Below are 23,051 nucleotides of genomic sequence, written 5' to 3'. Positions count from 1 at the left end.
GTACACCGCAAATAATTATTCTACAACCAGACGTTTGGTGACCAGGCCCTGCGGCGTGGTCAGGCGCACGGTGTACACGCCTTGGGCCAGGCCCGTGAGCGGCAGCGTGGCTACCTGGGCGGCCGGGCGCGTGGCGGGCAGCGTGCGGGTGAGCACCTGCTGGCCCAGCGCGTTGATGACCGACACGGCCACCGGCTGGCGGTCCAGCGACGCCGGCAGTGCCAGCGACACGCTGGTGCGGGCCGGGTTCGGGTACAGGGCTACCTGCTGGCTAAGTGCGCTCGGGGCCGTGGCCAGTACGCGCTGCGGGGTGAGCAGCAGCGTGAAGCGGCCGGTGGCCGGCGCGGCCGAGGCCAGCGTGAAGGCGTAGCTGGGCTGCTGGCGCAGGTCCACCACGGCGCCGGTTTCCGCGTCGCGCAGGTAAGCAAAGGTGCCCGCCGGCAGGTTCAGCAGCTCGGTGGCGCGCAGCGTGTAGGTGCCGGCCTGCGGCGCCTGCACGTGCAGGGCCACCACGCGGTCGGCGCCCGCCAGCGGGGGCAGCGCATTCACCGAGAGGCGGGTAGTGGCGTTGAGCTCAGTGGCCAGTACCGGCGTGCCGCCGGCGAGTAGCTTGTAGGCGTCCATGGCCGCGTCGAAGCCGGCGGTGGCGCCGGGCTCAAAGTACACCACCGTCTCGTCGGCCGGGCCGGAAGCGGCGCGCAAATCCAGGCGCACGAGCGGGCCGGTGATGGCCGTGGTGCGTTGGAACACGGGGCTGGCGTAGGTGGTCAGGCGGGCGGCGTTTGTGAACGACACCTGGCCGTTGGTGCTGCCCGGGGTGCTCACCCGCACGAAGAAGCCCTGGCCCACGGGCAGCTGATCGGTGCCGCCGTTGGTGCCGGTGCCGCCGGCCACGTAGCTGGCGTAGGTGCCGGCGTACTGCCCGGTGGAGCGGTACACGTACACGGCCGCGTCCACGTTCGAGCGGCCCACCAGGTCCCAGTCAATGGGCGCGGGGTAGGGGTTGCCCAGCAGGTGCCAGCCCGACTCGGTTTGGGTGCCGCGCGTGAGGCCGGCAGCGCTGATGGGGCCGTTGTTGGGCAGGCCCACGAAGTCCGGCGTCAGGCCGGCTGGAATGTTCACCGTGTAGCCGCGGGTCACCACCATCGGGTCGGCCAGGGACGTGGGCGAGAGGAAGCCGCGGTCAAAGTCCTGCGGCGCGGGGTTGCCGCTGGTCGTCACGCGCGTCTCGTCGTAGCCGAACACCGTGGGGAAGGGCCGCACGGTGGTGGGGACCGGCGCCGTGTTGTAGGCCGGGTTCACCACGGGCGTGTAGCCGGTGGTGGTCAGGTCGCCCACGGTGGTGCCGCTGACCGGCGCGGAGAAGTGGCGGTAGCCCGGGCCGGAGTTGGTGCCCCCGTCGATGTAGCGCTGCACCGTCACGTTGCCCAAGATGCGGGCCGTGTCCACGTTGACCACGTGGGCCGTGCCGAGGGCGTTGGAGAGCAGCGTCAGGTTGCCATTGGCGGCCAGGTTGCCGTTGAGCAGCAGCACGCGCTGCACCTGCACCGGGGCGGTGGCCCGTACGCCGGCCGGGCCGGCGGTGAGGTTGTTGAAGAACGTGGTGGTGCCGCTGATGGTCTGGGCTGCCGGGCCGTTGAAAGCCACGGTGCCGGTACCCGCGCCGAGCGTGGTGCCGCCGTTGTTGGTGAACGAGCCGTTTACCGTGAGCGTCCCGCCGGGAGCCGTCGTCAGCGTGGCACCGCTGGCCAGCACCACGTTGTTGGCCTGCTGGGCATTGCTCACCTCGGGGTCGTTTACCACGTCCGGTATGGTCACGTTATCGGTAGCTGTGGGCACCTGCGCGGGCGTCCAGTTGCCGGCCGTGCCCCAGTCGCGGCTCACGGCGCCGGTCCACGTCAGGCCGGCAGAGATAACCGGGCCGGGCGTGAGGAAGGCCGCCAAGCCGGTCAGGTTCGAGCCCGAGCCGACGCGGCCCACCAGCGAGGCGGCGCCCGAGGTCAGGTCGAGGGTGTAGAGGTTGTCGGTGGTCGAGCCAGTGGGGGCGGCAACCAGGAAGGCCGAGTTGGCGGGCGCCGCCGGGTTCGTCAGGTCGCTGAACACGTCGAAGTCCACGCCGGGGTTCACCGCGAGGCCCGTGGCGCCTTGGTCCACGTAGGTGCCAGCATTGGCGTTGGTGGAGCGCAGCAGCACGTTGCGCGCCTGGTCGTAACCGTAGAGCGTGGTGCCGGTGTTAGCGTTGTTGTCGTTGTTGGTGTAGGCCACACCCGCCAGGGCCGGCGCGCCGCCAGGGTTGGTCAGCGTACCATCCGTCGTCACGGCGCCGGTTATGGGGCTGACGCGGAAGTTCGCTTGGTTGGTGGCCGACACCACGCGAATCAGGTCCACCGTGGGGTTGAAGTCGAAGCCGACGGCTGCGGCGGTGTTGCCCAGGGCCATGGCGTTGAGGCCGCCCACGGCCGTCAGTGCCCCCGTGCTCGGGCTCACCGTGTAGAGCTGGCCCTGCTGGCCCGTGGCGTCGTAGCCGAGGGCAAACAGCTCGCCGGTGGCCGGGCGGAAATCAGCGCCCACCAGCACCTGCGAAGCGGGCAGGCCGGTGATGTTCACGGCCGTGCGGATCACCGTGGGGTTGCCCGAGTCGAACGACACCAAGTTGCCGCCGGCTACGCCGTACAGCAGGCGGCCGGTGAGGGCGGCCGAGGCGTTGGCACCTTGCAGCTGAGCCGCCACATCGCGCACCGCAATGCCGCCCAGCCCGATAACCCCGGTGGCCGTGGCCTGGCCGGTGGTCAGGTTCAGCCCGTAGAGCGTGCTATAATTGGCAGTGGTCGTGGCCGCGTCGGCGTTCGATACCAGAAACGCGCGGTTGACCTGCGCGGTGGCGTCAAAGTAAATATCTAGGTCGCTGACGGCCCCGGCCGTGGGCAGGGTCGGGTTGTTGGTCACGGCCGTGAGCTGCCCGGCATTGGGGTTGCTCTGGATGTAGAGGCGGTTCAAGGCCTCCTCCAGGTCGTACAGCGTGGTGCTGGTGCTGCCGGGGTAGGAGTTGGTGTACGCCACCGCCCCGATGCTGGGCGTGCCCGGCGTGCCGTCGACGAAGGTTAAGGTGCCGTCGGTGGCGGCCAGGGCGCCGTTGTTGGGGTTGAGGCGGTAGTTGGCGCGGTTGCGGCCGGTCACGCGGAGGCGGTCCACCGTGGGGTTGAAGTCGAAGCCGATGCCGTTGAGGTCGGTACCCAGCTCCAGGCGGATGGCCGAGCCGATGGGCGTGGCCACCCCAGTGCCGGGGTTGATGACGTACAGCTGGGTGTTAGCGCCGGCCGTGGCCGGATCGTAGCCCATGCCGATCAGCTCGCCGGTGTTGGGGCGGAAGTCGGTGCCCACCAGCGTCTGCCCGGCCGTAACGCCGGTAATGGCCACGGCGGCGTTGATAAACTGCGGCGTGCCCGAGTAGAAGCTGAGCAGGTTGTTGGTGGTGCTGACGGCGTAGAGCAGCTGCCCGCTGGGGGCCGGGGCAGTACGGTCGATGCGCACGGCAATGTCGGTGATGCCCAGTCCCGTGCCAAACACGGCCCCCGCGAGGGTGGTGGCACCGTTGCTGAGGTTCACCCGGTACAGCGTCGAGACAAACTGGCTTCCGTTCACGTTGTTCACGTTCAGGTAGGCCTGCTCGTCGTTCGGGCCGAAAGCAAAAATGTCGAGGTCAGTGCTGGCGCCCGGTGCGTTGATGGGCGTCGGATTGCCGCCGGCCACCGGGCTGATGTTGGCCACCGTGGCCAGCGTGCCGGCGTTGGGGTTGTCGGAGCGCAGCAGTTGACTGCGTTGCTCATCGATGTAGTACAGCGTGGTGCTCGTGGCGCCGATGTAGGAGTTGGTGTAGGCACCCGCGGCTACGTAGGGGTTCTGCCCCGCGTTGGCGTCGCCGGCCACAAAGGCCAGGTTGGCATCGGGCTGGATGCCGGCCGTGTTCGGGTCGCCGTCCACCAAGGCCCCGTTGTTGGGGTTCAGGCGGTAGTTGGCGTCGTTGGTGCCGGCCACGCGGATGCGGTCCACCGTGGGGTTGAAGTCGAAAGCAATGCGCTCCATGCTACCGCCCAGTTCCAGGCGCACGGCCGCCGCGCCAACGGGGGTGGCCACGGCCGTGGTTTGGTCGAGCACGTAGAGGCGGGCGTTGTTGCCGGCGGCGGCCGGGTCGTAGCCGAGGGCGAACAATTCGCCGGTCGCCGGGCGGAAATCCAGGCCCACCAGCGTCTGGCCGGCCGCAACGCCGGTAATGGCCACGCGCGTCTGCGATGTGGCTGGGCTGGCCAGGTTCACGGAGGTCAGGTCGGAGCCGGACAGGCCGAATACCACCTGGGCCTGGGTATTGGAAGGCAGAGCGGCCGCCGAGAGCAACAGGCCGGCTGCCAGGGCCGCGGCGCGGTTCTGGCGGGTGGGGTTGCTGACGAATAGGGCCCGTAGTAAGGGTGAATGCATGCGTTGGAAGGGGGTTTTGGTGGGTAACGAGAAAAAGAAACGGTAACAGGAATGCGCCGCCCTACAAGCGAGGCACGCCGGCTATCCATACGGGCTCGGCCGCAAAACCGGATTGTATTATTTGATTAAAAATCTATTAAAGCCAACGACGCAGCCTAAAACCGCCCTGGGCATACTACAAGGCGGTTCTGGGTGCCGCCACCCTCGGAACCCATAACGCCACTAGGCAACAGTTGCCACCGATGCGCTGAAACAAGCGTTGTGACTTTAGAACTGGACGATAAAGCGAGAAATGGCCCGCTGTGACCCGCTCACCGGCAGCCACAGCGCCGGACGACGAAAACGCAGCCTCGGTGGGTGATGAGCGGTGCCGCTGTTTGGGAAAGAAGAACTTCCTTGAGCCCTGACGAAAGGAGTGCTTTGTCGCTGTGGGCGAAGGAGTATTGCCCGATAGCACCGAACTGCCGCAACGCAGGACCGCTTACTCCGCCACCCGCACCGCGTCGCCCACGCGGAGGCGCCCGCCCTGCACAATGCGGGCCGTAAGGCCGCCGTGGCCGCGCATGGCGTTGTAGCCGCCGGGGCCCAGTTCTTCCTCCATGCGGGAGCAGGGGTGGCATTCGCCGGTAATTTCCAGGATGACTTCGTTGCCGATTCGGATTCGCCGGTTTTTCAGCGCCAGCAGGTTCAGGCCGCTGATGGCCAGATTGCGGCGCAAGCGGCCCGGCTCTACGGGGGCGGGCAGCCCTAGGTAGCCGGCCACGGCGCTTAGGTGCTCGTGCTGTACCAGGGTTATCTGGCGCTTGCCCCCGGGCTTCACCCGGGCGTGGTCGCCCACCAGGTGCGCATCGGTCAGGGCTTCGGCTTCGGGTAGCGACGTAAGTGGCGCGCGCCGCTTGGGCCGCACCCCGATCCACTCCACGCGCCCCACTTGGGGTAGGGTAGCCAGCAGGCGGTTCACAACGGATTTGTCGTCGCCAAGGAAGGGAAAGGCCATAGAAAACCGGAATAGGTGCTGCAGCGCGTACGCCGGCGCCACCCGGTTAGGTTGCGTTGGGTCGTTTGCCTACCCCGCCGTGCACCGCTCACCGCCCCTCGTTCATTTCTGGGTGTGGCTCAAGGAAAAACGGCGAGCAGCAGTAAAAAAAGGTCCTCATAGACGAAACCTACGGATATAGTCAAATGTATATGATAGTAAAGCTATTATTTGTAATAGCTTTACTAATAAACGAAGCTGGCCATGAATTATGGGAAAGTGTCGACTGGGTACGGGGCCGCCACTTCGCCGGCGCTCGGCAGCCTGCTTCGTGTTCCTCCTGCCAGCGCAGGCGGCTGTTCCGGCACCGCCCGCGCTGCTTCACCAGTTCACCACCGCTAACCCCCAACCATGGTTGTGCAATGCCCTGCTACCCCCGCTCCGGTCGCTCGCCTGCTACCCTGCCGTTTGCTTCACGCCGCCCTGCTAACGCTGCTGTGGCTGGTGCTGGCGGGGCCGGCCTGGGCGCAGCAAAACCTCTTCAACATTCCCTCGGGCGACCTGACGCCCCGTGGCAAAGTGTTCTTTCAGCATCAGAGCAACCTGTACCGCAAAGGCTACTGGGACTCGAAAAACCACCTTGTCTACGGCTTAGGCAAGGGCTGGGAGGCAGGCCTGAACGTGGTAAACATCCAGAAGAACTTCCGCCGCGGCGACGACTGGCTGGGCATCAACCGCGCCGACCGCCGCGTGCCGCTGGCCCCGCTGGTAAAGCTTACCGGCCAGAAGTTTTTCTTTCTCAGCCCGCGCATAACCACCAGCGTGGGCACGCAGGTAGGTCTGAATCCCGTGCGCTTCGGCGGCCAGGCCCGCGACCTGACGCATTTCACCTACAATCTCTGGCAATGGAGCCCGCGTCACCACCTCAAGGTCGTGGCTGGTCCCTACCTCTCGGACCGCGGCACGCTGGGCGCCGGCAACCGCGCCGGCCTGCTGCTGGGAGCCGAGGTGCCACTGAGCAAGAAGCTGCTGGTCATGGGCGATTTCATCTCCGGTACCAATTACACCAGCGTGACGGTGCTGGGCTTCAACTACCTGGCTACGCGGCGCGTGCAGCTGTGCCTAGGCGGTATGCTGCCCAACCCCGGCAGCAACAACCGCCCGGGCCTGGTCGTCGAGCTGAACCTGCTGGGCTTCGACGACGAGCCCGACTCCGGTGCGGCCCCCCACTAACCGGCCCGGCTGGCAGGGACTCCCGGCGCGCTGTCGTGCGGCGGCCTTTTTTCCTCAACGCGCCGGCGCGGCCCGGCTTTTTCCTCACTTCTTTTCTCACCACACCATGATACGCTTGCTTTTTCTGTTGCTGTTGGCCGCCCCGCTGGCCCTGCGCGCCCAGTCGACGCCCAGCCCGCCTTTCGAACTGGTGCGCAGCCAGCAGTTTCAGCTCCAGTACGAAGTGCCAGCCGGCTGGAACCACCTGCGCCAGGCCACCGACAGCAGCCTGGCCCTCACGTATTTCAGTCCTGCAAATGACCTGCTGGTGTACATCGGCAAGCTGAGCGGAGCGCAGGCCCGCCTCACGCCTGCCCAGGCTCTGTACCAACTCACCGAGCAGTTGGGCGTCCCCGTCAACAAGCAATACGCCACCGCCTACAACAACATTCGCTTCCTGGAAACCACCGGCGCCGGTTACCGCGACGGGCAGATGATTCGCTACGACGCGCTGGCGGCCGGGCACCGCGGCCACATGCTGCTGGTGTATGTAGTGGGCACGCCCGACGCTTTCGTAACGCATGAGCCGGTGGTGCAGCGCATGCTTCAAAGCTTGGCTCCCTACACGCCGCGCCGCGCGGCCAGCCGTTAGCCCGCCATGCTGCTCTTCTGCCTGCTCACGCTCCGCCCCGACCACGCACGCACCGCCGCCCACCTGGTGCTGACCGGGCGCCTGGCCACCGACGTGTTTCTCGACGAAGCCATCGGCAACCTGACCCTGGGCCCGGCCGGGGATGTGGTCAACGCGCCGCTGTACCGGGTGTTGTTTCTAACCAAAGCCCGGCTTTGCAGCTGCATCGAGCAGATGCTGCAAACGCACTTTCCGGCCAATGACTTCCGCATCTACGCCACGCCGGTAACCCACGTCAACGAGGCCGAGGCCGCGCGGGTGCGCCAGCTGCGCGAGCCGTAGGTACCCGGCCCTGTACTGGCTCCGCGTGTAGGTAGCGGGCCGCCCCATCGTTGCACCTTTAACCTTTTTGCTTCCATGAAACCCTCTCCCGTTGCCTCGCATTGGCTGTTTCTGGCCTACTTGCTGCTCACGTTCTACTGCCTGGGCGCCGCCGTCATGAACGAGTTCGTGGAGTACCAAAGCTGGGCCGATCTGGGGCCATACCTCAGCGCCGCGGACTTTGCCTCCTGGCACGCGGCCACTGCCCGGCATACCATGCCGTTTCTGACGCTGCCCACCCTTGCGCTGACGGGTGTGCTGCTGCTGCTGTACTGGCACCTGCCGCCGGCCGTACCGCGGGGTGCCCTTTACGTGGTCATGGCGTGCCACGTGGTGGGGTGGGGGTCCACCTTACTGGTGCAGTGGCCGCTGGAAACCGCCCTCAGCCAGGGGGGCTATTCTCCCGATCTGATGGCGCGCCTGCTGCTCACGGACTGGGTGCGTAAGCTCATGCTCCTGATTGAGACGCCCGTAGCCGTCTACATGGCCCACCGCGCCTTGCGTGCGGCCCCGGCGCTGGAAGCAGGCTACGCCGGCACGGCGGCCGCCAGGCCCACGCTGGCCTAACGGGGTGGGCCGGCCGGTGGAAGGTTACGAGCCTTCCACCAGCCGGGCTACGCCAAATGCGGCGGCCGCCGCTACTGCCCCGATGGCGGCCATTTTCAGCGCTCCGGTGAGGGCAGGCTGGCCGATCATGCGGCTTTTGAAGTAGCCAAACACCAGCAGGCACAGCAGCGTGATGACGGCCGACCACTGCAACCCCTCGGCGGGCGTGGCAGTGAAGAAATAGGCCGTGAGCGGAATCAGGCCGCCCACCGCGTAGGCCAGCCCGATGGTGGCCGCGCTGTGGCGGGCACGGCGTGGGTCAGGTTCTTCCAGGCCCAGCTCGTACTTCATCATAAACTTCACCCACTGGTCGCGGTCGGCCGTCAGCTCGCGCATGGCCTGCTCCTGCGTGGCGGGGGAGAGGCCCATGTCGGCCAGCAATTCCTGCACCTCGGCGCGCTCCACGTGGGGCACCTCGTCCACCTCGCGGTACTCGCGCTGCAGCTCGGCGGCGTAGTGGTCCAGCTCGGTGCGGCCCGCCAGGTAGCCGCCCAGGCCCATGGCAATGGAGCCGGCCACGATTTCGGCCAGCCCGGCCGTGATGACCAGCGCCGACGACTGCACCGCCCCGCTCAGGCCCGCCGCCAGCGCGAAGGGCACGGTGAGCCCGTCGGAGAGGCCGATGACGATGTCCTGCAACAGGGCCGAGCTGCTCAGGTGCTCTTCGGGGTGAGGGTGCTGGTGGTGAGACGACATACCGGGAACAAAGCGGCGCGCAAGGACCGCACCGCGGGGCTGAATATACGCGCCGCACTCAACCCCGGGCCGCGCCTTGGCGTAATGCCGAGCAGCGGGCCGCGTTTAGCGGCACGCCGCCGCGCCTGCGGGCCGGTGTTCTTCTTTCCGCTTCCAGATTTTTCAGACCTCATGGCAACCAAAGCCACCCCCGCCAAAAAAGCTCCCGCTGCCCCGGCCCCGCGCGTAGCCGCCGCCAAGAAATCCGCTTCCAACGGCCGCGCCGATACGGCCAAAGCCGCCGATGCGGCCGACATCGATAGCCCGGTGCGCCCCGTTGACCGCAACCAGCCGCTGGTGCAGCCCCTGCTGAACCAGCAGCGCAACTCGCCCACGCCGCTGCAGAAGTACGGCACCGTGTCGCAGCGTCTGCCCATCGGCCTGGCCGAGAACGTGCGCCAGGAAAGCGTGACCATGCTCAACCAGATGCTGGCCGATACCATCACCCTGCGCGACCTGTACAAAAAGCACCACTGGCAGGTGGTCGGCCCCACTTTCTACCAGCTGCACCTGCTCTACGACAAGCACTACGAGGAGCAAAGCACCTTGGTGGATACCATTGCCGAGCGCATCCAGATTCTGGGCGGCGTGGCCATTGCCATGGCGGCCGACGTGGCCGAGCTGACCAGCATTCCGCGTCCGCCCAAGGACCGGGAAGAAGCCCCCGTGCAGGTGTCGCGCCTGCTCGAAGCGCACCAGATCGTGCTCAAGAACTGCCACGACTTCGCCAAGCGGGCCGATGACTCGGGCGACGACGGTACCAACGACTTGATCGTGAGCGAGGTGCTGCGCACCAACGAGCTGCAAGTGTGGTTCGTATCGGAGCACGTGGTGAATACGCCGCTGGCCAAGCTCGATTAGCTGCTCTCCTTCTCCTGATTCCAAACGTCCACGCGGCGGTTTCCCAGTTGGGGAGCCGCCGCGTGGACATTTAGGCGTGGGTAAAACGATGCTGTGCGACCGGGCGTGGTATTTTTTATGCCTGATAACCTTGCTGCTACGCTCCGAAAGGCAGAAAAGCGTGCCGTGGGCTTGCACCACCGCAGGGCATCTACTACTTTTGTCGCCACTTCGCCGCCCTCGACGGCGAGGCGGACGCCCTCAACAGCGTCGTTTTTTCGTGTTCTGCGCACGTGGTGAAATTGGTAGACACGCCATCTTGAGGGGGTGGTGCCTTCGGGTGTGGGAGTTCGACTCTCCCCGTGCGCACTCCAGCCGAGCGGCCGGTTCCTGACAAAGGAGCCGGCCGCTTTTGCGTGGTAGCAGGTGTCTCAGCCGGTCCTCATCGGGCGGTCGATGTTCAGGCCGGTGCCGGAGAGTGGCGGGGTGGATTAGAGCCACGTTTTGGGGCGTAAGCGGAATTACCATTGCCAGCCGCGCGCCCCGCAGACAGCCAAGTACGAGTTCAGATGTAGCCGTAATCATTCGGGCGTCCTGCTGAGCGCAGTCGAAACATCTCTACCGCTTCGTTCGATAGTCCCAGTCAAAGCAGCACAAATGCCTGGCTGGCGCCTTGGCTTGGCTGAACTTCGTTTCAGTTCAACAAGCGCATGCCAAAGGAGCAGGAATTCTGGCTGACTACCTAGCTGCGCTCAAACGGATTGGCTGGTACCACCAGCACCACCTTTTCGCGCTCCACGGCCACTTTGCCTGGCTCGGCGCCGCGGGGCTTGCGCACAAACTTCTTGGGCGTGACGATGACCGGGCAGAGCGAGTCGTTCTGGCGGCGGGAGTACCAGGCGGCCAGCTGAGCGGCGCGCTCTACCACGGGCGCGGGCACGGGGTGGCCCGGCCGCTGTCGGATGACCACGTGCGAGCCGCTGACGTCCTTGGCGTGCAGCCATAGGTCATCCTTGTGGGCGTAGCGCTGGGTCAGCAGGTCGTTGTTCTGGGCGTTGCGGCCCACCAAGATGGTAAATCCGCTGTCCTCAAATACTTTGAACGGCAGCTCCGTAGCCGCGGCTTTGGCCTGCACGGCCGGGTCGAGGCCGTGCTGCTTGCGCCAGGCGCGCAGCGTGCGCAGGTCTGGGAGCGTAGCCAGCTCCTCCAGGCGCTCCAGGCACCAGAAAGCCTCGGTTTCGCGCTTGTCGGCGCGCTCCTGCAGCTGCCGGGTTTCGATCTGCTGGTTTTTGGCCTTGCGGTACAGGTTCTGCGCCGTGCGTTGCGGGGTTTCGGTGGGCTTGAGCTTGATCAGGCGTGGCTGGTCGTTCTGGTAAAAGTCGAGCAGCTCTACCTGCGCGGCTCCGGACGGAATCTGGTGCAGGTTGGCCATGATCAGGTCGGCGGTCTGGCGGTAGCTGGCCTCGTGCTCCAGTGCATGCAGGCGACGGCGGGCCATGCTGGCGCTGGTGGCGGCCTCGTCGGCGCGCTTCTGCAGGGCCTGGCGCAGCTGCCGCAGTTCGGCCTCGTAGGCGCCGCGGCCCAGCAGCAGCGGCACAAAGGTCCGTAGCGCGGCCACCGGATCGGGGGGCAGGGTTTGTTCTACGGTGCCCACCGGCAGCAGGCTCAGGCGAGTGCGGCCATCCAGGCTGATGATGTAGAAGGCGGGCGGCTGCGTAAGCAGGGCCAGCAGCTCGTGCAGCAGGGCTACGCGCCCGGGCTGCGGGGCGTCGTCGTAGCCGCGCAGGCGCAGCCAGTGGCGGGGCACTTCACCCAGCGTGGGTAACAGGCGGGCCGGGTCGGGGTGGGTAGTCAGCTCGGCGGGCGTTGGGTCGGAGCGGGTGGGGGCGCTGAGCAACGCGGCGTCGGCCGTGTAGCGCTGCTGAAACAACTGGGCCGGGCCATCGGCGGCGGGGTAAAACACGGCGTTGGCGTGCGGCCCGAACAGCTTCAGGAGCAGCCGGGCGCCACTACGGAATTCCAGGTGCAGCACCCGGTCGTTGGGCGTCACGGCGGCCTCGGCTACCTCCTGGCCCAGGAGGGCGGGCAGCAGGTCCACCGAGTTCTGCCGGGCTCGGTGGAAACTTTCGGGCAGGCTCAGCAGGGGCTGGGCGCCGGCCAAGTGGGCCTTCAACCAGAACTCCGCCTCGCCCCGCGTGAGCCCGACGACCAGCTCGTCCTTCTCCTGCGAAAAGCAGGTGGCTACCCGGTAGCCAGCCAGTTGCTGCGTGAGGGCGGGGGCCAGCTGGCGCAGAAAGTAGTAGTTGTTGTGCATGAGGCAAGAGCGGACGCGCGGCGCAAATTGGGCATTTTGCCGCGACAGCTCGCAATGGACGCGGTTCCTTCGGGCAAGTCAGGGACTTGCGCCCGTTCGGGGGCGACAGTCGTGGCGCCCGGCGGCTACGCGGCGCTGCTGGGCTCTAGGTGCAGCAGATGCGTCAGGATGCGTCGATTTTCGGCAGCGGCCAACTTAAACGGGATGAGCGTGAAGAAGGCGACGAACGCCGGAACGACAAACGGGAATAAATAATACGGCGGAAAAAGCTGGTTTTTCGGCATTGATTCCCAGATCAGGCTGGTCAGGCCCGTAGCGAGCAGCAAGGCCATGGTCAGGCTCGCTCCAAAAAGCACCAAGCTTGCCCGTTGCCGCAGCCTCACCACGGAGCCGGCCCCACGCGCATCAGGCGCAACCCAGCCCGTCACCTGCGGCCGGTTGGCCCAATTGGTAAACAGCGAAAGGCGCCAGATGTTGAATATGCTGCCTTGTACGGAACCGCGAAACGGTGCCTGCTGATGCCCAATGGCAAACGACGAAGCCGTATGTGCCTGCACCGTGCGCAACACCTGCTCCGCGGGCAGCAGCGAGGTGAAAATCTGTTCTTCGGAGGGTATTAGCCGCATGCCCCTTACACCTCCAGCCGCAGTCCGTCGTAAGCCAGGCGCACGTGGGGCGGCAGGGTGGCTTCCACCTCGCGGTGCTTGCCCAGCAGGTGGCTGATGTGCGTCAGGTAGGCCCGCCGGGGCTGCACGTCCTCGATGACTTCCAACGCCTCCGCCAGGGTGAAATGCGAAATGTGCGGCTCGTGGCGCAGGGCGTTGAGCACCAGCACATCGGAGCCGCGCAGCTGCTCCCGCGCCTCGCGCGAGAGGTGGTTGGCGTCGGTCACGTAGGAGAAATGGCCCACCCGGAAACCGAGCACCGGCAGCTTGTAGTGCAGGGCGCGCACGGGCTGAAACTCGATGCCCTCCACCTCAAACGCGTCGGTGTCGCTCAGGATGGGCACCGTGTTGACGCGCGGCACGCCGGGGTACTTGTGCTCGGCGAAAATGTAGGCGTACTCGCGCCGCAGCTGCTCCAGCACCCGCGGCTCGGCGTACACGGGCATGTCCTGCTGCTGCTTGAAGTTGTAGGCGCGGATGTCGTCCATGCCGGCCGTGTGGTCCTTGTGCTCGTGGGTAAACACCAGCGCGTCGAGGTGGTCGATCCGTTCGCGCAGCACCTGCTGGCGAAAGTCCGGGCCCGAGTCGATGATGATGCTGCGCCCCTGCACCTGCAGGTGTACCGACACGCGCAGGCGCTTGTCGCGGAAGTCCACCGAGCGGCACACCGCGCAGTGGCAGCCGATGACCGGTACGCCCTGCGACGTGCCCGAGCCGAGGAAAGTGACTTGCATTATTAAATGGCTAACTGGTCAAATTGTTAAATGGCTGGCCGTTCCAAACACATGTTGAACGACCAGCCATTTAACCATTCAGCAATTGGGCCATTTACCCGATGTGCTGCTTCACGGTGCGCACCAGCGCGTCGAAGTCCAGCGGCTTGGGCAGGTAGTCCGTCACGCCGGCTTCGCGGAAGTCGTCCATGGAGTAGTTGTTGGCGTTGCCGGTGATGGCAATGATGGGCACCTGACGAATCTTGTCGTTCTGGTGCTGGCGGATTTCGCGGGCTACCGTCATGCCGTCCTTCACCGGAATATTGATATCCAGCAAAATGCAGTCGATGGGCTGCGCTTCGAGTTGCTTGACCACCTCACCACCGTTTTTGGCCGATACGATGCGGTATTTCTGCAGCTCCAGGATTTTCTTGGTCAGGTTCAGAATTACGGAGCTATCCTCCGCAATCAGAATGGTTTTCGAGTCGGACATGACTGCTAGCTAAGGAGTTTGGGGAAGGGGCCGATGGAGCGGTAGGCGAAACAAGCCCGTCAGCTGACGCTGGTGCGGGCCGGGTACTCGGTGATGAACTCTGCGAAGTAATGCAAAAGCACCTGAAAATCCCGCACGGTCTGTTCAGTACGGCCCTGCTTTAAGTCGTGTTCCAGGTGTTTGGCCTGCTCGGCCAGGCGCGTCAGGCCGAGGGTAAAGCCGGTGCCCTTCAGCTGGTGCAGGTGGGGCAGAATCTCGGCGTACTGACCGGCTGCCACGTGGGCGCGGGCTTCGTCGAGCAACGGGCCGGCCTCCTGCTCAAAGTCGGCGTACAGCCCGGCCGCGAAGTCGGGCCCGCCGAGCTGGCGCAGCTGCTCCACCGTATCGGCGTCGATGACGGGGCGCGGGTCGTTGGCGTGGGCCACGGCGGCGGGCTCTTGGGCGAGCAGCGGCTCGGCCGCGGCGGGCGGCGCGGGAACTTCCGGCGCCGCAGGGGCCGTGAGCAGTTGCGGGCGCCAACGACCCAGCACTTCAAACAGGTCCTGGCTCTTCACGGGCTTGGGCACGTAGTCGTCCATGCCTTCCTGCACGAAGCGCTCCGCGTCCTCCTTCATGGAGTAGGCCGTCATGGCCACCACTGGCGGGCAGCCGGGCCCGAGGCGGCGCCGGATTTCGCGCATGGCCGTCACGCCGTCCATTTCGGGCATCTGAATGTCCATGAAAATGACGTCGTAGCGGATGCCGCTGGTGGCCAGCCCGATGGCTTCGAACCCGTCGCCGGCCACGTCGGTGCGGCAGCCCAGCTTGTCGAGCAGGCGCACGGCCACCTTCTGGTTGATGGGGTTGTCGTCGACGAGGAGCACCCGCGGGGCCTGCTCGAAGCGCAGCACGCCCACGGCCGACCGGTCGCGCGCGGCCTGCCGTTCCTGCAGGATGGCCTGCTCGTTTTCGGCCACCCGGCAGCGGATGGTGAACCAGAACGTGGCGCCCTGGCCCACGCTGGAATCCACCCCGATCTGCCCGCCCATCAGCTCGGTGAGCTGCTTGCTGATGGCCAGGCCCAGGCCCGTGCCCCCGAAGGACTTGGTGGGCGTCGTGTCGAGCTGGGTGAAGTTGGTGAAGAGCAGCTTGGCGTTGTCGCCCGAGATGCCGATGCCCGAGTCCTGCACCTCGAAGCGCAGCGTGTGCTCCACGCCGTCAGTAAACACGGAGGTGGCGCGCACCGTCACGCGGCCTTGTTGGGTAAACTTGATGGCGTTGCTGGTCAGGTTGGAGAGCACCTGCAGCAGGCGCGTTTCGTCGGTGATGATGAAGCGCGGGGTGTGCGGCGTAATCTCGTACGTGAAGTCCAAGTGCTTCTGCTGGGCCCGGTTGGCGAAGAGCGAGTGGATTTTCTCCAGCGTATAGTGCAGGTCCATGCCCTCCTCGTTGAGCTCCATCTTGCCCGCCTGGATCTTGGAGAGGTCCAGGATGTCGTTCAGGATGGCCAGCAGCGCGTCGGAGGATTTGCGCAGCGTGTCGATGTACTCCTCCTGTTCCTCGGACGCCACCGTTTGATGCAGCAGGTCAATCATGCCGATGATGCCGTTCATGGGGGTGCGCAACTCGTGGCTCATGTTGGCCAAAAACTGCGTTTTGGCGTGCAGAGCGGCTTCGGCTTCGTCCTTGGCGCGGCGTAAGTCGTCCTGCATCTGCTTGAAGTCCGTCACGTCGCGGGCAATGCCTTCGATGCCGGCCATGCGGCCGGTGGGGCTGTAGAGGGCACGGGCATTCACCAGCACTTTCACCGGGTGGCCGTCTTTGTGGATGAGGGCCGTTTCGAAGTTGCGCACCACGCCGCCGCCGGCTTCGAGCCCCACGATCAGGTCGGCGCGTTGCTCGGGGTGCTCGTAGAAGTCGGCTACGCGTAGGCCCACCACTTCCTCGGGCAGGTAGCCCATGATGTCGACCACGGAGGGGGAGATAATCGTGATGATGCCCTTCTCGTCGGTGCGGTAATAGATGTCCTGGAACGACTCGAAAATGGCCCGGAACTTCTCTTCCTGGGCAGCCATTTCCAGCTCCCCGCGCTTCTTGTCGGTGATGTCGTGGGCAATGCCCGAAATTTCCTCGAAGGTGCCGTCGTCGAGGTAGATGGGGTTGAGGTAAATTTCACGCCAAGTGTCGTGGCCGCGTACGTCGCGCAGCCGCACCTCGAAGCGCTGCGGCACGCCCTCGAAGGCGCGGGTGTAGTGCTCGATGAACAGCTGCCGCGCGTCTTCCTCCATCATGGCCAGGTCGGCGTGCCAGAGGTTGATGTTCAGGGCCGGGTGCACGCCGTTGCGCCGCAGGAAATAGGCCGCGTAGTTGCGGTTAAACGAGGTCAGGCGCGACTTCAGGTCCACCGACCACATCAGGTGGGTACCGCTCTCGAAGATGGCGTTCAGGCGCGCGTTCTGCTTGTTGATCTGCACCTCGTTGCGCTTCCGCTCGATGGCCAGGGCCACCTGGTTCGAGATGAAGTGCAGGATTTCGAGGTCCGAGGGGGCGTAGGCGTCGGGCTTGGCGTAGTCCTGCACCGCGATGACGCCGATGATCCGGTCGCCGATGCTCAGCGGGGAGCACAGCATCACCTCCGGCATCAGCCCGAAGGCCGAGATGGTGCCGTCGGCGATGAGCGCCTGCAAATCGGGCCGCAGCAGAATCTGCGGCTTGCCCGTGCGGATGATGTACTCCGACACGCCCGAGGAAAAGGGGCGCATCACCATGGCCTTCTCCCCCTGCGAGTTCTGATCGACGAAATAGGCGAACTGCAGCTGCGTGCGCGCCTCGTCGCAGAGGGCAATGTAGAAGTTGTTGGTTTCGATGATCTTGCTCAGCTCGCGGTGGATGGCCCCGTACAAGGAGTGCAGGTCCTTGGAGCTGATGGCCAGGTTGGCGATGCTGTAGTACACCTTCTGCAGGCGCTCGGCCTTGATGCGGTCGGTGATGTCGTGCAGGATGGCGCGGGTGCTCACCGGCTCGCCGTCGTCCCAAGAGCAAGTGATGGAGCCGATCAGGTGCACCGGCTTGCCCGTTTTCGTGAGGAACACGGTTTCAAGCTTGTTCACCCGCTCGCCCTTGTAGAGGTTGCGCAGCTGGTAGAGCAGCTTGGCCTTGTAGTAGGGGTGCACCACGTCGGTGAGCGAGAGGCCGGGCAGCTCTGCATCGTCGTAGCCGAGCTTTTCCTTCCACGCCTTGTTGACGAACAGGAAGCGGTTGTCGATGCTCAGGTTCTGGATCAGGTCGTGCGCGTTGTCCAGGAAGTCCTGCAGGCGCGACTGGCTTTCGCCCAGGGCCCGGGCCGTAAACTGGCCCTTGGTTACGTCGCGCCCCACGAACATGACCCCGCTGATTTGTTCCTCCGCGTCGCGCACAAACTCGGCGTACCAGTACACGGTGCGGCGGTGCCGGTCGTGGGCCAGCAGGGAGCGTTCGAAGAAGTCCTGCAGCTCCTCGCGCTCCAGGGCGCGGCGGTAAGCGTAGCGGCGCGGCTCGCGCTCCACATCCGGGGCAAACAAGCCGAAGTATTCCTGGCCCAGCACCTGCTCGCGGGTGTAGCCGGTCAGGTGCAGGAAAAAATCATTCACGTCGACGATACGCGCGTCGCGGTCGAGCTGCAAAAAGCCCAGATCGGCGCGGCCGAGGACTTCGCGCAGCTGCTCGCGGTTGCGCTGGGCGACCTCCGAGTGCTGCTGCTCCCGAAACTGGCGGCGGCTCTGCGTGATGTCGCGCAGCGTGAGCTGCACCACGTGGCGCGCGTCGGGTAAGTCGAGGCGGTGCAGCGTTGCCCAGGCCTCAACGGGCGTCTGGTCGCTGCGTTGCCCGTACCACGTCTGCGACACCGGTTCGCCGGTGCGGGCCGTGTGCCGCAGCGCGTCCTGAAAACGGCCTTCTTCGGCCCAGGCGGCATCCGGGGCGTGGTCGGCGCGCAAGAAGCCCAGCAGGCCCGCGCTCAGCAGCACCGGGCGGGTGGTGCCCAGCAGATCGAGGGCGCGCTGGTTGCAATCGAACAGCTGGCCGTGCTCGTCGTACAGCAAAATGGCGTCGTAGGCCCCGTCGAAGAGGGCGCGGTACGTGGCAGCCTCGGAAGACGCGGGCAGGGCAGAAGCAGGGAGCAGAGACATGCGGGGTAGGGGACCGGCCGAGGGCCTTCGGGAGCAGAAGGCAACGCCCGGCAGGCTTAACCTCTTAAATTTGTCAAATATATCCGAACCCCCGCGCCCAATGGTTGTGCCGGGGGACGGGTTTTTTAGCTTCCGCCCGTGCGCCGTCTGCTTTTCGCCGTCACCACCGACCTTAACTACGACCAGCGCATGCAGCGCATCTGCGGGTCGTTGGCCGGGGCCGGCTATCAGGTGCTGCTCGTGGGGCGGGAGTGGCGCGCTTCACAGCCGCTCAGCGCGCAGCCCTACCAACAACACCGCCTGCGCTGCTGGTTCAATCGGGGCAAGCTGTTCTACCTGGAGTACAACGTGCGCCTGCTGATCTACCTGCTTGGCCGGCGCGGCTTCGCGGCCTACGGGGCCGCCGACCTCGACGCGGCCCTGCCCGTGTGGCTGCGGGCCCGCCTGACCGGGGTACCCTTCGTGTACGACGCCCACGAGCTGTTCACCGAAGTGCCCGAAGTGGTGGCCCGCCCCGCCGTGCAGCGGGTGTGGCGCTGGGTAGAGGCTTTCGTGGTGCCGCGCGCCACGCTGGCCTACACCGTGGGGCCGGCCCTGGCCCGGTGGTTTGGCAGCCGCTACGGGCGGCCGTTCGGCACCGTGCGCAACATCAGCCGGCTGGAGGAGCACGCAGCAGCCACACCGGCGCAGGGCTACATCCTCTACCAGGGCGCCCTGAACGCCGGGCGGGGACTGGAGCCACTGCTGGAAGCCATGCCGCAGGTCCCGGCCCGGTTGGTGCTCTGCGGCGAGGGTGACCTGTCGGAAAGCCTGCGCCACCGCGCGGCCGAGCTGGGCCTGCTGGCCAGCGGGCAGGTGGAGTTCCGGGGCTACGTACTGCCCGCCGAACTGCGCCGCGTCACGGCGGGGGCCAGCGTGGGCATCAGCGTGCTCGAAAACCGCGGGCTGAGCTACTACTATTCCCTGGCCAACAAGTTCTTTGACTACCTGCACGCCGGCGTGCCGCAGCTGATTTCGCCCTTTCCGGAGTACCTGGCCCTGAACGAGCGGTACGATGTAGCCGAAGTGGTGCCTGAGCTGACGCCCGAAGCCATGGCGGCCGGCCTCAACCGGCTGCTGCGCGAGGCCCCGGGCGGCCGCTACCGGGAGCTGGTGCAGCACTGCCAGCGGGCCCGGCTGGAGCTGAACTGGCAGCAGGAAGAGCAGGAGTTGCTGCGCCTGTACGCCACCCTGTGGCCCGCCGTCCCTCAGCCCATTTCCGCATGAGCAAGCTCCCGACCCTGCTGGTCATCACCGGCCCGACGGCCGTCGGCAAAACGGCCCTGTGCGTGCGCCTGGCCCAGCACCTGGGCACCGAGGTGGTTTCGGCCGATGCCCGGCAGTTTTTCCGCGAGATGCGCATCGGCACGGCCAAGCCTACGCCCGAGGAAATGCAGGGCGTGCCCCACCACTTCATCGACTCGCACAGCATCACGGAGGACTACAGCGCGGGCCGCTACGAGGCCGACTGCCTGGCGTTGCTCGGGCAGCTGTTTCAGCGCCACGAAGTGGTCATGCTCACCGGCGGCTCGGGCCTGTACCTGCAGGCCGTCACCGACGGCCTCGACGAGCTGCCGCCAGCCGATGCGGCCCTGCGCGAGCAGCTGCAGGCCGAGCTGGCCGCGCAGGGACTGCCCGCGCTGGTGCAGGAGCTGGCCCGGCTCGACCCGGTCAGCCACGCCCGCATCGACCGGCAAAACCCCGTGCGCGTGCTGCGTGCCCTGGAAGTGTGCCGCAGCACCGGCCAGCCCTTCAGCTCCTTTCACGGCGCGGGCCCCAAGGCCGAGCGGCCCTTCCGCGTGGTGAAAGTGGCCCTGACCCGCGAACGGGACGAGCTGTACGCACGCATCGATCAGCGCGTGGACCAGATGCTGGCCGAGGGGCTGTTGGCGGAAGTGCGCGCCCTGCTGCCGCACCGCCACGCGCAGGCCCTGCAAACGGTAGGCTACCAAGAAATCTTCGGCTACCTCGACGGGGCGTACGACTGGGCCGAGGCCGTGCGCCTGCTCAAGCGCAACACCCGCCGCTACGCCAAGCGCCAGCTCACCTGGCTGCGCCGCGACGGGGCGTACCAGTGGCTGCACCCGGATGAGGCCTTTCAGGCCATTGGTGAGATGCTGGAACGGTAAGCTTGACGGCCCTAACGCACTCACTCGCAGAACGGCCCCGGCAACCAGGGTTGCCGGGGCCGTTTGGTTTTGGGACTGGCGGTGAATAATGGGCCGTCTGCCTCTTCACCGTTTCACCGCTAAAGCCGGCGGCTGAGCTTGAACTGCAGGCTGGTCATGACGTTGGCGTACGTGTCGTTTTGCAGGGCAATCTTGCCGCCAATCAGCCAGGTGCGCTCGGGGTTGATGGCCAGGTCGCCGTTCAGCGAGGCAATGTAGCCCACGTGCAGGCCACGCTCGTCGCGGGACTGGGTTTCCAGCGTGTAGCCCTGCCCGGAGGGGTTCGGCTGGTAGCTGGCCCATAGATACGAGTGGTGCCGGGAGTAGCCCACGTAGCCCCCGCCACCCAGGGCGAAAACGAAGCGCCCGTCGTTGCCGAAGGGCGCCAGGTACACCTCGTTTTCCAGGTTGATGGCCTGATAAGTCGAAGGGATGGATACGTTCGGCGCCATGTAAACAGCGTCGGAGGCGCTGATCATGGCCACGCGGGCGCCCACGCTCAGGTGCCGGCCCAGGCGGTGCGCGTAGCCCAGGTGCGTGCGGAAATAGGCGTAGTCGCCGCCGGCAATGCCGATGCCGGCCTCCAGCGTATGCGGCCGGGCCGCGGCGTCGACCAGCGGCGTGGTCTGGGCCAAGGACGGGCAGATGCCAACGGTGCCGGCCAGCAGCAGAGAGTACAGGTATTTCATGCGAACGGAGAAGAAAAATGCAACGATTCGGACAGTAGTACCACCGTGGGCAAGCTACGGCCGGAAGGGTTGATTGCTTTTCCCCGCTCCCGAAAATATTCTATCCGACAGCCGCTACTGTACCTCCGCGGCCGGACAGCGGAATGCGAAAAATGCCCCAAGGCTCGGTACGCGCATCATTTCTCACATGCCGCACATGCATCCGCCTGCTGACCCTTAAACGGAGAGGATTTCCACCATGCGCATGAAGCCTTGGTTGATCATCTTTTTGCGTGAGATGCACTCCTGGAAGGGCGTGTACACCAGCTTGCGGTCCACGATGCCGGCCATCACGTTGCGCATGCCATTGAGCAGGCCTTCCACGGCCGCAATGCCGATCTGCGAGGCCAGCAGGCGGTCGGCGGCCGAGGGCGCGCCACCGCGCTGAATGTGGCCGATAACCGTCACGCGAGCGTCCATTTCGGGAATAGCTTCCTTGACCTTGGTCGCCACGGCCGTGGCGTTGCCTTCCTCGTCGCCCTCGGCTACGATGATCAGGAAGGAGGATTTCTGCCGCAGACGCGCCGTTTGCAGCGTTTCGATGACGGTGTCGATGGATTGCACCTGTTCGGGCACCAATACGATTTCGGCCCCGCCGCCGATGGCGCAGGGAATGGCGATGTAGCCCGAGTCGCGGCCCATCACCTCCACGAAGAAGGCGCGGTCGTGCGAGTCGGCCGTGTCGCGGATCTTGTCGATGGCGTCGAGGGCGGTGTTCACGGCCGTGTCGTAGCCGATGGTGTAGTCCGTACCGAACAGGTCGTTGTCGATGGTACCGGGGGCGCCCACCGTCGGAATGCCAAATTCGCGCTCAAACAGCTCGGCGCCGGTGAACGTACCGTTGCCGCCGATGGCCACCAGTCCCTCGATTTTGTGGTTTACCAGCTGATCAAAAGCCTGCTGCCGGCCTTCCTTGGTCGTGAACTTCTGGCTGCGGGCCGACTTCAGGATGGTGCCGCCGCGCTGCACGATGTTGGCCACGGAGGAGGAATCGAGCTTCACGATTTCCCCCTTGATCATGCCGCTGTAGCCGCGCATGATGCCGTACACCTCAATGCCGTGGTACAGAGCCGTGCGCACCACCGCGCGCACGCAGGCGTTCATACCGGGCGCGTCACCGCCGCTGGTAAACACTCCAATTCGTTTCATTCTTGTAGGGTCAGAAAAACGGGCCGCCCCAGGGTGGCCCGTTCATGAGGTGGCAAAGGTACAATAACCGGAAAACTGCTGCTCCGGTTGCTAAATTTTCTCCGCAAATATGCGCCGCAAGGTGGCAGTTTTTTTTGCTTTCCCGTATTGAACGGTTGGGCGCCAACCGATAACTTAACAGCGCACCCACTCCCGTCCGCCATGGTCGCCGGCCGGGCAGCCCAGGTTTCCTGTTCCCTCCGCGGCCGCTCCCCTCACCGTTTTACTCTGCCCGACCTATGTTTGGTTTCTTCGAAAGCGAACAGAATAAAAAAGTCCGCAGCCACATCCACAACCTCGCTTCCCTGGCCCGCGTGGACGGGCACATCGACGAGCGAGAAATGAATTTTCTGGTGGCTGTCGGCAAGAAAAACGGCCTGAACGCCACCGACGTGCGCAGCTTGGTATCCAACGCGGGCAACGCAACGCTCGCGCTGCCCGACAACGACTCGGAGCGCTTCGACCAGATTTTCGACCTGGTAGACATGATGCTGGCCGACGGCGTGGTGGACGACAACGAAATGGACTTCTGCATCGACATGGCCGAAAAGCTGGGCTTCCGCAAAGCCATTGTGGGCGTGCTCGTGCGCAAAATCTCCATGGGCGTACGCGACGGCCTGCCCCGCGAGCAAATCAAAGAAGAATCAGAAGCCTTCCTGAACTTTCAGGGCAAGGGAGAGCCCACGCACGGTTCGGGTTTGTAGAGGCCGCGGCCGCTTATCAGCTACGCGAAGCAGCGCGGGC

The 23,051-nt window shown here is 65.6% G+C and carries 18 protein-coding genes and 1 tRNA gene; 9 read left to right on the top strand and 10 right to left on the bottom strand.

What is annotated here, in order from left to right; translation table 11 throughout:
- Positions 1-15: 15 nt before the first annotated feature.
- Both ACYVKQ_RS01110 and ACYVKQ_RS01105 read right to left on the bottom strand, forming a co-directional pair.
- Positions 16-4,473 carry a DUF4394 domain-containing protein gene (locus tag ACYVKQ_RS01110; protein WP_460574737.1) on the bottom strand — a complete coding sequence of 1,486 codons (4,458 nt, stop codon included), beginning with the start codon at positions 4,471-4,473 and terminating at the stop codon, positions 16-18.
- Between the two features lie 481 nt (positions 4,474-4,954).
- Positions 4,955-5,470 carry an MOSC domain-containing protein gene (locus ACYVKQ_RS01105; protein ID WP_460574735.1) on the bottom strand — a complete coding sequence of 172 codons (516 nt, stop codon included), beginning with the start codon at positions 5,468-5,470 and terminating at the stop codon, positions 4,955-4,957.
- Between the two features lie 447 nt (positions 5,471-5,917).
- Between ACYVKQ_RS01105 and ACYVKQ_RS01100 the strand changes: the two genes are divergently transcribed.
- The 4 genes from ACYVKQ_RS01100 (at position 5,918) to ACYVKQ_RS01085 (ending at position 8,240) form a co-directional block, all read left to right on the top strand.
- Entirely contained in the window at positions 5,918-6,682 is a 765-nt protein-coding gene (locus ACYVKQ_RS01100) for a hypothetical protein (protein ID WP_460574733.1), read from the top strand.
- Positions 6,683-6,788: 106 nt separating this feature from the next.
- Positions 6,789-7,313 (top strand): hypothetical protein, encoded by a 525-nt coding sequence (locus ACYVKQ_RS01095; protein ID WP_460574731.1) that lies wholly within the window; start codon positions 6,789-6,791, stop codon positions 7,311-7,313.
- Positions 7,314-7,319: 6 nt separating this feature from the next.
- On the top strand, positions 7,320-7,634 hold the full coding sequence (locus tag ACYVKQ_RS01090; protein WP_460574729.1) for a hypothetical protein: 315 nt from the start codon (positions 7,320-7,322) through the stop codon (positions 7,632-7,634).
- A gap of 75 nt (positions 7,635-7,709) precedes the next feature.
- Complete coding sequence (locus ACYVKQ_RS01085; protein ID WP_460574727.1) at positions 7,710-8,240, top strand: hypothetical protein; 531 nt, start codon at positions 7,710-7,712, stop codon at positions 8,238-8,240.
- Positions 8,241-8,264: 24 nt separating this feature from the next.
- On the opposite strand, the gene ACYVKQ_RS01080 is transcribed toward ACYVKQ_RS01085, so the two are convergent.
- Positions 8,265-8,975 carry a VIT1/CCC1 transporter family protein gene (locus tag ACYVKQ_RS01080; protein ID WP_460574726.1) on the bottom strand — a complete coding sequence of 237 codons (711 nt, stop codon included), beginning with the start codon at positions 8,973-8,975 and terminating at the stop codon, positions 8,265-8,267.
- 171 nt (positions 8,976-9,146) lie between these two features.
- Here ACYVKQ_RS01080 and ACYVKQ_RS01075 point away from each other — a divergent pair, with 171 nt between their 5' ends.
- Both ACYVKQ_RS01075 and ACYVKQ_RS01070 read left to right on the top strand, forming a co-directional pair.
- Entirely contained in the window at positions 9,147-9,875 is a 729-nt protein-coding gene (locus ACYVKQ_RS01075; protein ID WP_460574724.1) for a Dps family protein, read from the top strand.
- A gap of 266 nt (positions 9,876-10,141) precedes the next feature.
- Positions 10,142-10,223, top strand: a tRNA-Leu gene (locus tag ACYVKQ_RS01070).
- 373 nt (positions 10,224-10,596) lie between these two features.
- Here the strand turns inward: ACYVKQ_RS01070 and ACYVKQ_RS01065 are convergent.
- The 5 genes from ACYVKQ_RS01065 to ACYVKQ_RS01045 all read right to left on the bottom strand — a co-directional run bounded on the left by ACYVKQ_RS01065 (position 10,597) and on the right by ACYVKQ_RS01045 (position 18,184).
- The gene (locus ACYVKQ_RS01065) at positions 10,597-12,168 is read right to left on the bottom strand and encodes an NFACT RNA binding domain-containing protein (protein ID WP_460574722.1); all 1,572 of its coding nucleotides are present in this window, start codon (positions 12,166-12,168) and stop codon (positions 10,597-10,599) included.
- A 125-nt stretch (positions 12,169-12,293) separates the two neighbouring features.
- Complete coding sequence (locus ACYVKQ_RS01060) at positions 12,294-12,794, bottom strand: hypothetical protein (protein ID WP_460574720.1); 501 nt, start codon at positions 12,792-12,794, stop codon at positions 12,294-12,296.
- A gap of 5 nt (positions 12,795-12,799) precedes the next feature.
- On the bottom strand, positions 12,800-13,567 hold the full coding sequence (locus tag ACYVKQ_RS01055; protein WP_460574719.1) for an MBL fold metallo-hydrolase: 768 nt from the start codon (positions 13,565-13,567) through the stop codon (positions 12,800-12,802).
- 94 nt (positions 13,568-13,661) lie between these two features.
- Entirely contained in the window at positions 13,662-14,039 is a 378-nt protein-coding gene (locus ACYVKQ_RS01050; RefSeq protein ID WP_460574717.1) for a response regulator, read from the bottom strand.
- Between the two features lie 59 nt (positions 14,040-14,098).
- A complete protein-coding gene (locus ACYVKQ_RS01045) occupies positions 14,099-18,184 on the bottom strand; it encodes a PAS domain S-box protein (RefSeq protein ID WP_460574715.1) in 4,086 nt (1,361 codons plus the stop codon).
- Between the two features lie 138 nt (positions 18,185-18,322).
- Here ACYVKQ_RS01045 and ACYVKQ_RS01040 point away from each other — a divergent pair, with 138 nt between their 5' ends.
- Positions 18,323-19,450, top strand: coding sequence for a glycosyltransferase family protein (locus tag ACYVKQ_RS01040; protein WP_460574713.1), 1,128 nt, complete (start codon positions 18,323-18,325; stop codon positions 19,448-19,450).
- Positions 19,447-20,352 (top strand): tRNA (adenosine(37)-N6)-dimethylallyltransferase, encoded by a 906-nt coding sequence (gene miaA, locus ACYVKQ_RS01035; RefSeq protein WP_460574711.1) that lies wholly within the window; start codon positions 19,447-19,449, stop codon positions 20,350-20,352. The genes ACYVKQ_RS01040 and miaA overlap by 4 nt, the downstream gene beginning before the upstream one ends.
- A 119-nt stretch (positions 20,353-20,471) precedes the next feature.
- On the opposite strand, the gene ACYVKQ_RS01030 is transcribed toward miaA, so the two are convergent.
- The gene (locus ACYVKQ_RS01030) at positions 20,472-21,080 is read right to left on the bottom strand and encodes a hypothetical protein (protein WP_460574709.1); all 609 of its coding nucleotides are present in this window, start codon (positions 21,078-21,080) and stop codon (positions 20,472-20,474) included.
- A gap of 216 nt (positions 21,081-21,296) precedes the next feature.
- Positions 21,297-22,268, bottom strand: a complete 972-nt coding sequence (gene pfkA / locus ACYVKQ_RS01025; protein WP_460574707.1) for an ATP-dependent 6-phosphofructokinase — start codon at positions 22,266-22,268, stop codon at positions 21,297-21,299.
- A 278-nt stretch (positions 22,269-22,546) separates the two neighbouring features.
- Between pfkA and ACYVKQ_RS01020 the strand changes: the two genes are divergently transcribed.
- On the top strand, positions 22,547-23,011 hold the full coding sequence (locus tag ACYVKQ_RS01020) for a tellurite resistance TerB family protein (RefSeq protein WP_460574705.1): 465 nt from the start codon (positions 22,547-22,549) through the stop codon (positions 23,009-23,011).
- The last annotated feature ends 40 nt before the right edge of the window (positions 23,012-23,051 follow it).

The sequence above is a fragment of the Hymenobacter coalescens genome (assembly GCF_054783195.1).
The sequence above is the reverse complement of the archived record's forward strand: the minus strand, read 5'-3'. Positions and strand labels throughout refer to the sequence as shown.

Bases quoted from the DNA above. Each gene is read 5' to 3' on its own strand.
- miaA (WP_460574711.1), top strand. From the start codon at position 19,447: ATGAGCAAGCTCCCGACCCTGCTGGTCATCACCGGCCCGACGGCCGTC.
- ACYVKQ_RS01030 (WP_460574709.1), bottom strand. From the start codon at position 21,080: ATGAAATACCTGTACTCTCTGCTGCTGGCCGGCACCGTTGGCATCTGC.
- ACYVKQ_RS01110 (WP_460574737.1), bottom strand. From the start codon at position 4,473: ATGCATTCACCCTTACTACGGGCCCTATTCGTCAGCAACCCCACCCGC.
- pfkA (WP_460574707.1), bottom strand. From the start codon at position 22,268: ATGAAACGAATTGGAGTGTTTACCAGCGGCGGTGACGCGCCCGGTATG.
- ACYVKQ_RS01090 (WP_460574729.1), top strand. From the start codon at position 7,320: ATGCTGCTCTTCTGCCTGCTCACGCTCCGCCCCGACCACGCACGCACC.
- ACYVKQ_RS01075 (WP_460574724.1), top strand. From the start codon at position 9,147: ATGGCAACCAAAGCCACCCCCGCCAAAAAAGCTCCCGCTGCCCCGGCC.
- ACYVKQ_RS01095 (WP_460574731.1), top strand. From the start codon at position 6,789: ATGATACGCTTGCTTTTTCTGTTGCTGTTGGCCGCCCCGCTGGCCCTG.
- ACYVKQ_RS01105 (WP_460574735.1), bottom strand. From the start codon at position 5,470: ATGGCCTTTCCCTTCCTTGGCGACGACAAATCCGTTGTGAACCGCCTG.
- ACYVKQ_RS01065 (WP_460574722.1), bottom strand. From the start codon at position 12,168: ATGCACAACAACTACTACTTTCTGCGCCAGCTGGCCCCCGCCCTCACG.
- ACYVKQ_RS01080 (WP_460574726.1), bottom strand. From the start codon at position 8,975: ATGTCGTCTCACCACCAGCACCCTCACCCCGAAGAGCACCTGAGCAGC.
- ACYVKQ_RS01050 (WP_460574717.1), bottom strand. From the start codon at position 14,039: ATGTCCGACTCGAAAACCATTCTGATTGCGGAGGATAGCTCCGTAATT.
- ACYVKQ_RS01085 (WP_460574727.1), top strand. From the start codon at position 7,710: ATGAAACCCTCTCCCGTTGCCTCGCATTGGCTGTTTCTGGCCTACTTG.
- ACYVKQ_RS01020 (WP_460574705.1), top strand. From the start codon at position 22,547: ATGTTTGGTTTCTTCGAAAGCGAACAGAATAAAAAAGTCCGCAGCCAC.
- ACYVKQ_RS01045 (WP_460574715.1), bottom strand. From the start codon at position 18,184: ATGTCTCTGCTCCCTGCTTCTGCCCTGCCCGCGTCTTCCGAGGCTGCC.
- ACYVKQ_RS01060 (WP_460574720.1), bottom strand. From the start codon at position 12,794: ATGCGGCTAATACCCTCCGAAGAACAGATTTTCACCTCGCTGCTGCCC.
- ACYVKQ_RS01055 (WP_460574719.1), bottom strand. From the start codon at position 13,567: ATGCAAGTCACTTTCCTCGGCTCGGGCACGTCGCAGGGCGTACCGGTC.